Source organism: Geomobilimonas luticola, assembly GCF_018476905.1.
In the GTDB taxonomy this organism is placed as follows: Bacteria; Desulfobacterota; Desulfuromonadia; order Geobacterales; family Geobacteraceae; genus Geomobilimonas; species Geomobilimonas luticola.
On record NZ_JAHCVK010000001.1, the window covers coordinates 13,267 to 26,064 of the forward strand.

General features: G+C 61.8%; 13 protein-coding genes. All 13 read right to left on the reverse strand.

What is annotated here, in order from left to right:
* Nucleotides 1-22: 22 nt before the first annotated feature.
* Complete coding sequence (gene dsrP / locus KI810_RS00070) at nucleotides 23-1,174, reverse strand: sulfate reduction electron transfer complex DsrMKJOP subunit DsrP (protein WP_214173454.1); 1,152 nt, start codon at nucleotides 1,172-1,174, stop codon at nucleotides 23-25.
* Nucleotides 1,175-1,300: 126 nt separating this feature from the next.
* Entirely contained in the window at nucleotides 1,301-2,065 is a 765-nt protein-coding gene (gene dsrO, locus KI810_RS00075; RefSeq protein WP_214173455.1) for a sulfate reduction electron transfer complex DsrMKJOP subunit DsrO, read from the reverse strand.
* Nucleotides 2,062-2,487 (reverse strand): sulfate reduction electron transfer complex DsrMKJOP subunit DsrJ, encoded by a 426-nt coding sequence (dsrJ, locus tag KI810_RS00080; RefSeq protein WP_214173456.1) that lies wholly within the window; start codon nucleotides 2,485-2,487, stop codon nucleotides 2,062-2,064. The genes dsrO and dsrJ overlap by 4 nt, the downstream gene beginning before the upstream one ends.
* The gene (gene dsrK / locus KI810_RS00085; RefSeq protein WP_214173457.1) at nucleotides 2,480-4,099 is read right to left on the reverse strand and encodes a sulfate reduction electron transfer complex DsrMKJOP subunit DsrK; all 1,620 of its coding nucleotides are present in this window, start codon (nucleotides 4,097-4,099) and stop codon (nucleotides 2,480-2,482) included. Before dsrK ends, dsrJ begins: the two co-directional genes overlap by 8 nt.
* The gene (gene dsrM / locus KI810_RS00090; RefSeq protein WP_214173458.1) at nucleotides 4,092-5,090 is read right to left on the reverse strand and encodes a sulfate reduction electron transfer complex DsrMKJOP subunit DsrM; all 999 of its coding nucleotides are present in this window, start codon (nucleotides 5,088-5,090) and stop codon (nucleotides 4,092-4,094) included. Before dsrM ends, dsrK begins: the two co-directional genes overlap by 8 nt.
* A 2-nt stretch (nucleotides 5,091-5,092) precedes the next feature.
* Nucleotides 5,093-5,548 carry an RsbRD N-terminal domain-containing protein gene (locus KI810_RS00095; RefSeq protein ID WP_214173459.1) on the reverse strand — a complete coding sequence of 152 codons (456 nt, stop codon included), beginning with the start codon at nucleotides 5,546-5,548 and terminating at the stop codon, nucleotides 5,093-5,095.
* A gap of 6 nt (nucleotides 5,549-5,554) precedes the next feature.
* Nucleotides 5,555-5,872, reverse strand: a complete 318-nt coding sequence (locus tag KI810_RS00100) for a TusE/DsrC/DsvC family sulfur relay protein (protein ID WP_214173460.1) — start codon at nucleotides 5,870-5,872, stop codon at nucleotides 5,555-5,557.
* A gap of 128 nt (nucleotides 5,873-6,000) precedes the next feature.
* Nucleotides 6,001-6,288: a hypothetical protein gene (locus KI810_RS00105; RefSeq protein ID WP_214173461.1), complete on the reverse strand. Its 288-nt coding sequence runs from the start codon at nucleotides 6,286-6,288 to the stop codon at nucleotides 6,001-6,003.
* 153 nt (nucleotides 6,289-6,441) lie between these two features.
* Complete coding sequence (locus KI810_RS00110) at nucleotides 6,442-7,662, reverse strand: multidrug effflux MFS transporter (RefSeq protein ID WP_214173462.1); 1,221 nt, start codon at nucleotides 7,660-7,662, stop codon at nucleotides 6,442-6,444.
* Nucleotides 7,663-7,910: 248 nt separating this feature from the next.
* On the reverse strand, nucleotides 7,911-9,260 hold the full coding sequence (locus tag KI810_RS00115; protein ID WP_214173463.1) for a class II 3-deoxy-7-phosphoheptulonate synthase: 1,350 nt from the start codon (nucleotides 9,258-9,260) through the stop codon (nucleotides 7,911-7,913).
* Nucleotides 9,261-9,305: 45 nt separating this feature from the next.
* On the reverse strand, nucleotides 9,306-10,118 hold the full coding sequence (locus KI810_RS00120) for a cytidylate kinase family protein (RefSeq protein WP_214173464.1): 813 nt from the start codon (nucleotides 10,116-10,118) through the stop codon (nucleotides 9,306-9,308).
* 2 nt (nucleotides 10,119-10,120) lie between these two features.
* Nucleotides 10,121-11,407 carry an L-lactate MFS transporter gene (locus tag KI810_RS00125; RefSeq protein WP_214173465.1) on the reverse strand — a complete coding sequence of 429 codons (1,287 nt, stop codon included), beginning with the start codon at nucleotides 11,405-11,407 and terminating at the stop codon, nucleotides 10,121-10,123.
* 9 nt (nucleotides 11,408-11,416) lie between these two features.
* Nucleotides 11,417-12,577, reverse strand: a complete 1,161-nt coding sequence (locus tag KI810_RS00130; RefSeq protein WP_214173466.1) for a hypothetical protein — start codon at nucleotides 12,575-12,577, stop codon at nucleotides 11,417-11,419.
* Nucleotides 12,578-12,798: the final 221 nt, after the last annotated feature.

The window sequence follows — 12,798 nt, forward strand, 5'->3', positions numbered from 1 at the left end:
CTCCCCCGACGGCCCCTTGCCGTCAATTCGCTTCGCGCAGCGATACCGTAATCTTGTAGAAGATGGTCAGCAGCAGCGCCCCGATGCCCCACACCCCGGCCACGATTCCCCACTCCGGTGCCGTCGGTGCGTAGGAGGTCACCGCCCGGAGCGGCGACGGGACGAAACCGGCGACGATGAGCCCCATCCCCTTCTCCAGCCAGAGGGAAAGAAAGACCGCCAGGGACGCCAGCGCCAGCACCCGCTCGTTCCGCCGGAAGCGGGGAACCAGGAGCGCCAGGAGAGAGGCCAGCGCCAGCACCACCGACAGCCACATGACCGGCACCAGGCCGTTCTTCCCGTCGAGCCCGAAGAAGAGGTACTCGAACGGCTCGGCATGGTCCGGCATGCCGCTGTAGAGCGCCGTGAACAGTTCCAGGAAGAGGAAGAAGACATTCACCGTCATGGCATAGGCGACGATCACCCCCAGCCGGCGGATCGCCTCCTGACCGGCATCGAAGGAGGTGAGCCGCCGCAGCGCCAGGCAGAGCAGGATGAGGAGCGCCGGCCCCGAGGCGAATGCCGATGCCAGGAAGCGGGGGGCGAGAATTGCCGTGAACCAGAGGGGGCGCCCGGGGAGTCCGTTGTAGAGGAACGCCGTCACGGTGTGGATGCTGATCGCCCAGGGGATGGAGAGGATGATGACCGGCTTGATCCACGACGGAGCAGGGCGTCCTTTCTGCTCGGCGGAGAGCATGACCCAGGCGATGACCCCGTTGAGCAGCAGGTAGCCGGTGAGGGAGATCATGTCCCAGAACATCATGGAATGGGGAGTCGGATAGAGGAGCACGTTGAGGACCCGCGCCGGCTGCCCCATGTCCACGAAGATGAACAGCATGCACATGGTCACGGCCGCCACCGCCAGCAGTTCCCCCAGGATGGTGATCCTGGCGAACTGCTGCACGTTGTGGAGATAGTAGGGGAGCACCACCATCACCGCCGATGCGGCGACCCCGACGAAGAAGGTGAACTGGGCGATGTAGATCCCCCAGCTCACATCGCGGGAGAGGCCGGTTATCCCCAGGCCGTACGCAAGCTGCCGGAGGTAGCAGGTGAATCCGACGGCAATCAGTGCCAGGAGAAAGGCGATCCACCCCCAGTACCTGCCGCTCCCTTTCAGCGCTTTGTCAAGCATGATCGAGCTCCATTAAGCCGGGGACTATTGGACCGGATACATCCGGGTTACGCTTTAAAGAATGATCCGCTGTTATCCGGTTTTTTCCGCCTTTTCCGCGTACCATTCAGCTTTGCCTTTCCCGTCTCAGACCAGGTAGAAGATGGACGGCCCGCATCCCAGCTCAGGCTGGCGCTGTACGGCGTAGCGACCGCTCAGAAGCTGCCGGATGGGTGAATTGCCGTCGTTCAGATCGCCGAAAACCATGGCATTGCGCGGACACGCCTCCACGCACGCCGGCTGCTTGCCGTCGGCCAGGCGTTCCTCGCAGAAATTGCATTTTTCCACCACGCCGGCCGTGCGGGGGGGGAAGTCGGGATTGGGCGCGCCGAGGTGGGGGCGGGGATCGACGTAATTGAAGCTGCGCGAGCCGTAGGGACAGGCCGCCATGCAGTAACGGCAACCGATGCAGCGGTGGTAGTCCATCATCACCACGCCATCCCCCCGCTTCCAGGTGGCCTGGGTGGGGCAGACGCGGACGCAGGCAGGGTTGGTGCAGTGGTTGCACAGAACCGGGACGGTCTCCCCCAGGGCATGGCGCGTGTAATCGTTCTGCTGGAAGGGGAACACCTTGCCGTTCGGCTCGTTCCAGAGCCACTTCACTTCATGGGCCGGGTCGGGAAGCCGCGGGACGTTGTGTGACCGGTGACAGGCGCGGCTGCACAGGTCGCACCCCTTCTCCTCGCGGCACTTCTGCAGATCGATCGCCATCCCCCAGCGCTTCTTCCCGTTCTTCGCCTCGGCAGACTCCCTGTCGTTGGCAGAGCCGACGGCATGCACCAGTGTGCCGGCTCCCACCGCAACCGCGGAACCGGCCAGAACGCGCAGAAAATCCTTCCTCGTGAGCTTCATCGCATCTCTCCTGCGGCGGCGGCAGCCATTTTTGCCGGCTCTGCCGGCGGCGACGTGTGACATCCCCAGCAATTGGGGGCGGATACGCCTGCGTACTCATGGCAGCTGTCGCAGAACTTTTCCTTGCTGCCATGGCACTGGGTCAGACAGGTCCCGGTGAGGCTGACGTTGTATACCGTGCCGTCACGGGCGGTGTAGTGCCGCTCCTGCCTGCGCACCTTGCCGTCCCGCCACGCCACGAGGAGCTCCATGTGCGCTTCGCGCATGTAGGCGCGCGGCGCCACGCACTGCTTCTTGTCGACAACTGCCTTCACCTCCGGTCCCTTGGTGGAGCTCTGGGCCGCGACCCCCTTCCAGACGGGAAAGGTAACGAGCGCCACGAACAGGCAGAGTCCGCCATAGATCAACGGCCGGTCACCCATGGACCACCTCCGCCGGGGAAGTTTCGGGAACGGCAGCCTGGAGCGGCTCGCCCCGCAGGTTCGTCGTCCGCTCCTTCTCCCCCGTCATGACCAGCGCGTTCCCCAGAAGCTCGTGGACCCCGGCCACCTCCACCCCCGGCACCCAGTACTCCAGGAGGGTCGGCATGGTCGCCTTGTCGATGGCGCAGATGCAGGACAGGAGATTGACGCCGTGCTTCTCCCGGACATGCCGGACAGCATTGGCACGGGGGAAGCCGCCGCGCAGGCGCATCTCCAGGTTTTCGTCCGTCCCGAGCCCCGAACCGCTCCCGCAGCAGAAAGTCTGCTCCCGGATGGTATTCTCCGGCATTTCGTGGAAGTTGTTGCAGGCCCGTTTCAGGACGTAGCGCGGCTCCTCCAGGAGCCCCATCCCCCGGGCGGGATTGCAGGAGTCGTGGTAGGTGACCGACCACTTGTCATTCCGCTTCGGATCGAGCGTGATCTTGTCGTGGTAAAGGAGGTCGGCGGTGAATTCGCAGATGTGCACCATGCTGGTGGAACGCGCATTCTCGAACCGGGTCCCGGTGACCGGCGAGACCGGCGCCTCCAGGAAATCGGCGGGGCCGTTCATGGTCTCCATGTACTGGTGGAGCACCCGCCACATGTGGCCGCACTCCCCCCCCAGTATCCATTTCACCCCGAGGCGGCGGGCCTCGTCGTAGATCTTGGCGTTCAGGCGCTTCATCATCTCGTGGGACGTGAAGAGGCCGAAGTTCCCCCCCTCCGAGGCGTAGGCGCTGTAGGTGAAGTCGAGGCCGATCTCGTGGAAGAGGGACATGTAGCCGAGGAGGGTGTAGTAGTGGGGGGTGGCGAAAAAATCGGCGGACGGCATGACGAACAGGACTTCCGCCCCCTTCTTGCCGATGGGGATATCCACCCGGATGCCGGTGACCTCTTCCAGCTCGTCGGCGGCGAACTCCAGGCTGTCCTTGAAGGCATGGGGCTGGATGCCGAGGTGGTTCCCGACCCGGAAGCAGTCGGCCGCCGGTTTGGTAATCCAGTTGATATTGCAGCCGAGCAGGTTCAGCAGCTCCCGGCCGATCATGGTGATCTCCGCCGTGTCGATGCCGAAGGGGCAGAAGACGGAGCAGCGACGGCACTCGCTGCACTGGTAGAAGTAGTAGAACCACTCCTTGATCACCTCTTCCGTCAGTTCGCGGCCGCCGGCCAGGGAGCCGAAGACCCGCCCCGCAGGGGTGAAATAGCGGCGGTACACGGAGCGGATCAGTTCGGCCCGCACCATCGGCATGTTCTTCGGGTCGTTGGAGCCCAGGTAGTAATGGCACTTGTCGGCACAGGCGCCGCAGCGGACGCAGACATCCATGAACAGCTTGAAGGAACGGAACCTTTCCAGCCGTTCCGCCATCCCGTTGAGAATGATCTCCTTCCAGTCGGAAGGGAGTTTCCAGTCGGCATCCGCGGGGTTCCAGTCGCGGGGATTGGGGAGACCGAGCGCCTCTACGTACTTGGCACCTGCGCTGTGGCAGTAGGTCCCCTTGCGGAACTCGACCGCGGGATCCCGCCAGTCCGACCGGGGGGGCACCTGCTCGATCTTGTGGCGATTGTCAGTCATGTTTGGCCTCGTCGAGCGGGATTTCCGCCATCAGGAGCTTGTCCCGGAACTCCTCCTCCCACTCCGCGTAGGTGTGGGTCTTCACGGGATAATTCCACGGATTGACGTGCCGCTTCATCCGGCTGTTGTTGGCAAGGTTGCGCGTGGGGCTCAGAAACACCCCCCCCATGTGCACGAGCTTGCTGAACGGGAAATAGGCGGCCAGGGCGCTGACCATCAGCAGGTGGATCAGAAAGACGATCCCCACCCCATCCGGCACCACCGGCTGGAAGGTCGCCAGGCCGATGGCCAGCCGCTTCACCGCCACCACGTCCACCCTGGTCCCGTAGCGCATGAGAACGCCGGTGAGGGCGGTGCCGAGGAGGAGGAGAAGCGCGAAATAATCGGAGAACTGGGAGATGTAGCGGAGACGCAGGTCCCACAGCCGCCGGAGCAGCAGATACGCCAGGGCGCAGAGGACGACGACGTTGGAGAGGTAGAGTGCCGGGGCACCGATCTGGAAAAAGCTGTCCACCTTACCCATGAAGAGCACGAACGCCGGCACCGGCTGCACGAAAAGCCGCAGATGGCGAAGGAGGATGACCAGGAGCGACCAGTGGAACGCCAGGGCTCCCAGCCAGAGCCACTTGCTGTCGCCGAAGACGTAACGCTGGTCGTAGATTTCCGCACGATTGTTCCGGAACAGGGAGCGGAACAGCAGCACTTCGAGGGCCATCCGACCCACCGCGCCAAGGCCGGTGGAAGGATTGTCCAGGGGGGCACTTTTGATCCAGGGGAGCGATGTCTGCTGGCCGCAGGTGGTCGGGATGCGGAAGGGGACGGGAGAACGGGCCCAGCCGACGACCCGCCAGCAGAGCCCGCCAAGGAAAATGGCGAACGCCGCATAGGGAATGCCGACAAGCAGTATCCCCTTCCCGACCCCTGCCGCACTGGCCAGAAGGGGAACCGCTACCAGTGCCGCCATGATGATGAAAGAGGGTAATAGTCCCATGGTTACGACCCCATTCGCGCCATGGCTGCTGGTACCGACAGCGCGCGCCTGCTCTCGTTCAGCCGTATCTCGTACATTTTTTCGCGACAGCGCACATACTCGTCGAAGGCCATGAGTGCCAGCTGATCGACCTTCCGGCCAAGGGAGAGCGCATCATGCTCCGGCGCCAGTTCGCCCACAACCGACCGCAACGCGAAGACGAACTCCACCGCCTGGGTGGCCGTCAGCTCCTGTACCGCGCGCACCCGGATGATCGCCTCGAGTGCCGGCTTCGTTCGGGAGGGCTCCATGCCGCCGAGAAGCTCCCGAAGGAGAACCGCCAGGTTCTCCCTCAGGACATGCCCGACAGGATTGCGGAACTGGTCCCTTTCCGCGGTGAGAAACCGTACCGTTTCTCCGGGGTAGGCTTCCACCGCCCGCGCGAACCATCGCTCGAGTATGGCGTCTTCCGTACGCATCGTGTACTACACGCAGCCGGTAGGCTTGGGGAGCCCGGCAACCTTGCAGACCCCTTTGGCCGGGCCGGAGGGGAACATTTCGTAGATTTTCTGGAGCTCGAAGCCGGTCTCCTTGCACACCTTGCGCACCATAGGGGCGATGCCGTACTGAACGAAATACCAGCGGACGAAATTGATGAGCTTCCAGTGATCCTCGTTCAGCTCAGCAATATTTTCCGTCAGGGCAAAATCCTTGGCTACTTCTTCGGTCCAGAGCTCGGGCTCCTGCAGAAATCCTTCTTCATCCACCTCGTACGACCTGTCTTCCACCTTGTACTCTAACATGGCCATCCTCCTGTTACGTTTGTTGGCTGCACCGATCCATAAGTATCATAATGTCATACTGCTTATCACAATGTTATCCTATCAATAAAACATCGTGTCACTGTCTGGCTCAGGGCAAAAAAAAGCGCTCAGCTTTTTCCCTGCCGCTCCGACCGTGCGAGTTGTCGTGCTTCGCGACGGCGGCTGATGATATCCGTTACCCCCCTGGCACACGGCCTCACCCCTTTGCCATGGACGCCGAAATTGGCGCACTGGCCATGGCAGAGATAGCAGGCAGTGCTTATATCCTGCTCCTCGCAGGATGGCGCGCCGGTTCCGGCCTCCGCCGCTGCCTCTTCCCGCCTTATCAGGGGCTGCAGCGAAAACAGTCCGCCTTCGGCGCCGGACACTGCAACGTTAACCAGAACATCCGCCATCGTGTATCCCCTTTCTGTCAGGCCGCAATCGTATTACATTGTCATGCCGGATATTGTATTATCATATTAACGAAACAACTCGCTCTTGTCAACTAAAAAACTAATGCCGTTTTGTTTTGCCCGGTCGTCGCCGACTCCACCTGCCGTATCGTATCAGTTCTGCGCCTCGGATGCGCACACCGGCACCTTCGCCCGTCTCGCCTGATACACCTCCAGCAGGCCAAGGACAATGATCCCTGCTGTGCCGAATCCGGCCATGATACCGAGCATTCCTTTCACGGTCCCTGGCAGGAGGTACCCCGAAAGGGAGGCGCCGAAACTTGCCATGGTGAAATAGAGGAAGCCTATCACCGCGGATGCCGCCCCGGCATACTGGGGGAGAGGGACCATGGCAGCGGCAATGGCATTGGGGTTGGTCATTCCCAGGGCAAATGCATAGAGAGCGATCGCCAGGAGCAGGGCATAGAGGTTCACCTCCCACAGGGCGAACAGACCGATCATCACCGTGGCGACGACCGTTATCCCCCCCCCGACACGGACCAGCCTGACCGGGTTTATCCGAAGCGCCAGCGAGCGATTGAGGAGCGACCCGGCGAGCTGGCCAAGGGCGACAATGGCGAACATCCAGCTGAACCCCTGGGGCGAGATTCCCAGGGTGCGGATGAAGACCGTGGAGGAATCGGCGATGAAGACGAACAGTCCCCCGAAGATGAACGCGGCGACAAAGGCGTTGCCGACCATGATCGGTTCCCGCAGGACCAGCAGGTAGGAATGGAGGACCCCCACCCGCTTTTCGGTCGTCACCGGCCTGGTCTCCGGGATGATGAGCATCGCCAGGATCAACACCATCGCTCCCACCGTGGGAAGCAGGGCAAAGACCCCCCGCCAGCCGGTTATGCCGAGCAGCCATGCCCCGACGATGGGGGCGATGAGCATGGCCAGGGTGGTGACGACGGTCAGGATCGATTGCTTGGCGGCGGCGGCCTGGCGGTCATAGACATCACGGATAATGGCCCGGGCGATGACCGCGCCGGCGCAGGCGCTCAACCCCTGGAGAAACCTCATGGAGACGAGCACCTCTATCGACGGCGCCATGGCGCAGGCGATGCCGGTGATGACATAGCCCGTCAATCCACAGAGCAGGACCGGCCGGCGGCCGACACGGTCGGACAGCGGTCCGAGGAAGAGCTGCCCCCCCGCAAAGCCGAGCACGAAAAGCGACAGCGTCCATTGTGCTGCGGCATGACCTGCCGACAGCGCGGCGGTCATGGCCGGGAGGGTCGGTAGGCTCATGTCGATGGAGAGTGCCGCCAGGGCCGTGATCCCCCCCAGCAGGGAGGAAAAGGGGGCCGTACCGGTCTTGACCTTTACCATATGCCACCTGCCCGGGTCGCAGCGACGTTGAACAACGACGGATATTCCGGCAGCTTCATGAAATAGCTCCTTTTCGCACACCTGCCGTTATAAACTATTGCGTGTAATTTTACATGTAATTTTACATTTAGCAAGACATATTTTGGAGAGGGGGCATAGGATATGACTTATATGACTTATATGACTTATATGACTTATATGACTTATATGACCTATACGTCCCATAAGCCCCCTATCCCACCCGTGCCCTAGTTGCTCCCCCTGAACAAACCTGCCAGCTCGAACGCAAGCTCCACGCTCTGTTCGGCATTCAGCCGCGGATCGCAGGTGGTCTGGTAGTTCTGGCCGAGATGCTCGTCGAGCAGTTGCCGACCGCCGCCGGTGCACTCCGTCACGTTGTCCCCGGTCAGTTCCAGATGAACGCCCCCCGCGACGCTCCCTTCCGCATGGTGAACGTCGAAGAATTTCCGTATCTCTCCCAGGATGTCCCCGAAATTCCGGCTCTTCTGGCCGAAGTCGTTCTGGTACGTATTGCCGTGCATCGGATCGCAACTCCAGACCACCTTGAACCCTTCCCGCTGGATCTCCTTCACCAGGGGGGGGAGGAAGCGGCCGATTTTATCCGTACCGAAGCGGGTTATGAGCGTGAGCCGCCCCGGTTCGTTGGCAGGATTGAGAATGTGCACCAGCCGTTTGATGTCGTCGATCTCATGGGCGGGGCCGACCTTGATCCCGACGGGATTGCGGACTCCTCTCAGGAATTCCACGTGGGCGCCGTCGGCCTGCCGCGTCCGGTCGCCTATCCAGAGCATGTGGGCACTGCAGTCGTACCAGTCACCGGTGGTGGAGTCCCTGCGGGTCATGGCCTCTTCGTAGCCGAGGAGCAACGCCTCGTGGGAGGTGAACAGGGTCACCTGACCCATGATGGGATTATTGCTGTCGAGCCCGATGGCGGTCATGAAGTTGATGGTCTTCCCGATCTCCCGGGCTAGCTGTTCGTACTTCTCCACCGTGGGGAGAGCATCGAGGGATTGCCGATGCCATTCCCGCACGTGGTCAAGCGCTGCATACCCCCCCCGGGTGAATGCCCGGACGAGGTTGAGGGTGGCGGCCGCCCGGAAATACCCCTCCTGCATCCTGCGCGGATCGGGTGTCCTGGCCTCCGCCGTCGGCTCGGGGCTGTTGACCATGTCCCCCCGGTAGCTGGGAAGTTCCACGCCATCCACCAGTTCCGTGTCGGACGAACGGGGCTTGGCGTACTGGCCTGCCATCCTGCCGATCTTGACGACGCGTCGCTCCCCCGCGTAGGCGAGAACGACCGACATCTGCAGGATGACCTTCAGCATCTCCCTGATGGCAGGTCCGGTACAGCGGGAAAAGTCTTCCGCGCAGTCGCCGCACTGCAGCACGAAGGCTTTCCCTTCCCCCGCCTCCGCCAGCTGTTCGCGCAGCGTCCTTACTTCGCCGGCAAAAACCAGGGGAGGAAGTTCCGACATATCCCGCAGCACCTGCTCGTAGAGAGCAAGATCGGGCCATGCCGGCTGCTGCCGGGCTGGATACGAACGCCACGCCGATTTAGTCCATTCTTTCCCGCTCATCACCCGACCTCCTCTTTTCCGATTTTCACCCACCCACGGGCCACGTCACCAGTACCAGTGGGAACCGACCCCTACTTCGCACGTGACGTTGCCGACCCCCTTCACCCGCCGGGCCACGTCGGGAATCGCCCGCACCACGTGCTCGGAACCGGCGCTCCCCGTGATGATCACCCGGCCGTTCTTCGCCTCGACGCGCACGTCTGCCGATTGCGTCTCCGGGTTCAGATGCAGTTCCGCCCAGACCATGCTCTCCAGCAGCAGGTCGTCAAAGGCCTGCCTCGTGGCTTCGTCGGGGGTGAAACTTTCCAGGCCGGTCATCTGCAACAGGGTCTGCACCGCATCGTCAATGCGTATCCGCTCGATATTCAGGACGATGTCGTAGAGGGAAGGGTCCTGCCAGTCGACGCCGTACAGGTACCTCGACCAGTAGACGCTTTGCTTGTCCCGGCGCCTTATTCTGGCGACAGCCTGCTCGCGGGTCGCCCCATGCCGCCGCATGGCAGCTTCGATGCGGTACTCCATGCTGGCGATCACCCGGATCCGCAGGACATGGAAGACCCCCCCCAGCAGCAGGTGCCCAGCAAACCCATGATACACCAGATTGCCATCGTGGGACAGCTTTAGCAGCGCAGCCCTGATCACGTTGAGAATCGCCGTCCGTTTGCCGGATGACAGGCGGAGGATGCTGGGGGGTTTGATCAGTGCGGCATTGATCTCGGATTCAGGGACGCCGAAGTCCTTGGCCGCCGAGAATATGTTTTCCTGGCTGACACAGGGGTAACCGAGCTCCCCGGCAAGTTGTTCGGCAATGGTTTTCGCCCCGCTGTACGTACCCCGTGATATCGTCACTATCGCCATAGTCAGCCCCTTTCGCCGGCCGCCAGCTGCCTGCTCACCAGGGACATCAGCGCCGCAACCGCCAGCATCGCCATGATCAGGATGTACGACATGTCCTGATTCCCGGTCACATCCCTGATGAAGCCGTTCAGCAGCGGCATGACCAGACCGGCCAGGCCGAAGGCCGTGAACAGGCACCCGTAGTTGAGGCCGAAATAGCGGATCCCGAATTGATCCTTGCATGCTGCGGGAAAAATCGCAAGGTTTGCCCCGTAATTGAGCCCGACGCAGAAGAGAACCGCGAGAATGACGAGCCCGTTCCCCGTCGCCTGCTTTGACGCCCAGAAGAGTGCGCCGATCATCCCCCCCTGGAACAGAAATTCGGCGAAAAGGGTAAGGTGCCGGCCAATCCTGTCGGAAACCGCTCCGGCGATCACGCGGCCGACCGTATTGCCGAGGGCGAGCACCACAACCGCCAGGAACGCCAGTTCGCCCAGGGCCTGCCTGCCAAGGTCGGCGGCAACGCTGATGAATGTCAATCCGGCCGAAGCGCCCACGAAATACATCAGGTACATCAGCCAGAACTGCGGGGTCCGCACCATCCGCTGCCAGCCCGTTTCCTGCTGGGAGGACATTCTCCGGTCATGGGTGCCCGGCACGGCGGCAAACCCCAGGGGGGGGTTTTCTATGAACCAGAAAAGGGTTCCCACCACGAGCCAGATGAGCACCCCCAGGGAAATCATGGCCTGGGACACCCCCTGTTCGACCACCCCCGTGGCGGCGGTCACCGCGAACCGGTTGAGCAGCCAGGTGGTCAGGGGGGCGAGAAACACCGGCGCCAGTCCGCTCCCCGCCACGACAATGCCGACGACCAGCCCGGTATTCCGGGGGGGGAACCATTTCATTGCTGCAGGGGTCAGGGCGGAATAGCCGAACCCGACGCCGATGCCGGTGAATACCCCGAAACCGACGACATACGCAAGTTTCGAACCACCCCCCACCCCGGCGATAACGCACCCCAGGCCGGCGAGCACCCCCCCCAGAAGAACCACCCAGCGCGGCCCGAAGCGGTCCTGCAGACGGCCGGCCGGCACCATGACCAACGCGAACATGACGCACATGACCGAATAGGGGAGCGCCTTGTCGGCATTGGACCACCCCCAGGACGCGGGAATCCCGGCCTTGACGACACTCCAGCTGTACAGGATGCCGAACACGATCCCCATGGCAACTGCCGCCGCGACAACCAGCCACCCGCGAAACAGGGAAATGGTAATATGTGTGGGAGTGCGCTCCAGCAGCGAATTCATGGCTTACCCTCAGGGGCACCCCTGCCCGACCGCATGGTCATAGATCTTTTCCAGGTCCTTCATTCTTTCCAGAAGGTTCGTGGGACAGGTGACCGCATGCATCCATCGGTCGCACCACTTGCAGGTGCCACAACCGTTCAGCGTCTTTACGCAGGGGACCGACCCCTCGACGAAGGGCTCGATAAACCCCTCCAGCTCCTTGTTGTTGATCTTGAACCGGCACGGCTCCAGCTTCCTTCCGGCCGCAGCCTCCCACTCAGGCCGGACGGAGCCCGGCTTTTCGATGAACTCCCAGATGTCACCCTCATAGCTTCCGTACGCGTACGCCCTGCTCATGCGGAGGATCCAGTCGGAGCTTTCCGTTCTCCCGGCGAGCTTCATGAGGCTCGCCCCGGCATCGAAGAGATAGTGGATGTCTTCCGGCCGCACCCAGGGAGCCTTGAGCGAGTATACGGGGTTCTTCATCTTCGCCGTGGTGCAGAGTATCCGGCACAGGTCCGGCGCCTGGTAACCGCTCCCGAGCCGCGATGAATGGGCCGTATGCTCCTGGTGGTAGGCCTGGAGCGAACAGTCCGGGAGGCAGGCCTCATTCACCAGGACGATGATGGGATGCTGGGGGTATTTCCGGTGTATCTTCCTGATGAGTCCGACATTCCTGCTGTGCCGGTTGTCGAGCATGATCCTGTCGATATGGGTGTACTCGATAAGCTGCTTCACCCTTTCCACGGAATCCAGATGATTGTTCACGCTCGACGTGACAGGTATGCCGGGGAACCACTTCTTGAACTTCAGGCAGAGGAGCGTATTGGTCACCGTGAAGCTGTCCACCCCCGCGTCGACCAGCTTCTTCGCCTCCCCGTACAGCCGCTCCTGGAACGTGGCGTCCCATTCGTTCCCCCCCATGGTTATGGCGTTCCATATGTATTCGAATTTTATGTTGTGGCGGTGGGCCTCTTCTATGTAGGCTTCAAGGGGGAGCGTTCTTTCGTGGACCGTATTGGAGGTGCGCCCCGATCCCATCACCGAAAACTTGTCGGCCGCATAGACCTCCATGATCGGGTACAGCGTCCGGCTGGCGGCATTGATTTTCGCCATCTCCCCGAACAGGTCGATGTCCCAGTTAAAGGGGACCTTCAGCCCCTTTTTCTGCTGTTTCTGTCCCTTGATCATACCGCACTCCTTCCGCCCGCCGCAACTTTTAGTTGCAAAATACAACTATCATCCCCAAAAAAACATGTCGCGGATTCCCCTCCGCCACATGACATTTATAGTTGCATAATACAACTTGTTACGGTAAAGTCAAGGAGAATTCGCCGCAATCAAAACTCCGTTTTCGGGGTCCAAGCCCCACCAACGGACAGCGAATATTCAGCTGTCTTCACCAAGTGCTC

Excerpts from the sequence above, each read along its gene's own strand:
- dsrP (WP_214173454.1), bottom strand. The coding sequence starts at position 1,174 with ATGCTTGACAAAGCGCTGAAAGGGAGCGGCAGGTACTGGGGGTGGATC.
- dsrO (WP_214173455.1), bottom strand. The coding sequence starts at position 2,065 with ATGAAGCTCACGAGGAAGGATTTTCTGCGCGTTCTGGCCGGTTCCGCG.
- dsrJ (WP_214173456.1), bottom strand. The coding sequence starts at position 2,487 with ATGGGTGACCGGCCGTTGATCTATGGCGGACTCTGCCTGTTCGTGGCG.
- dsrK (WP_214173457.1), bottom strand. The coding sequence starts at position 4,099 with ATGACTGACAATCGCCACAAGATCGAGCAGGTGCCCCCCCGGTCGGAC.
- dsrM (WP_214173458.1), bottom strand. The coding sequence starts at position 5,090 with ATGGGACTATTACCCTCTTTCATCATCATGGCGGCACTGGTAGCGGTT.
- KI810_RS00095 (WP_214173459.1), bottom strand. The coding sequence starts at position 5,548 with ATGCGTACGGAAGACGCCATACTCGAGCGATGGTTCGCGCGGGCGGTG.
- KI810_RS00100 (WP_214173460.1), bottom strand. The coding sequence starts at position 5,872 with ATGTTAGAGTACAAGGTGGAAGACAGGTCGTACGAGGTGGATGAAGAA.
- KI810_RS00105 (WP_214173461.1), bottom strand. The coding sequence starts at position 6,288 with ATGGCGGATGTTCTGGTTAACGTTGCAGTGTCCGGCGCCGAAGGCGGA.
- KI810_RS00110 (WP_214173462.1), bottom strand. The coding sequence starts at position 7,662 with ATGGTAAAGGTCAAGACCGGTACGGCCCCCTTTTCCTCCCTGCTGGGG.
- KI810_RS00115 (WP_214173463.1), bottom strand. The coding sequence starts at position 9,260 with ATGAGCGGGAAAGAATGGACTAAATCGGCGTGGCGTTCGTATCCAGCC.
- KI810_RS00120 (WP_214173464.1), bottom strand. The coding sequence starts at position 10,118 with ATGGCGATAGTGACGATATCACGGGGTACGTACAGCGGGGCGAAAACC.
- KI810_RS00125 (WP_214173465.1), bottom strand. The coding sequence starts at position 11,407 with ATGAATTCGCTGCTGGAGCGCACTCCCACACATATTACCATTTCCCTG.
- KI810_RS00130 (WP_214173466.1), bottom strand. The coding sequence starts at position 12,577 with ATGATCAAGGGACAGAAACAGCAGAAAAAGGGGCTGAAGGTCCCCTTT.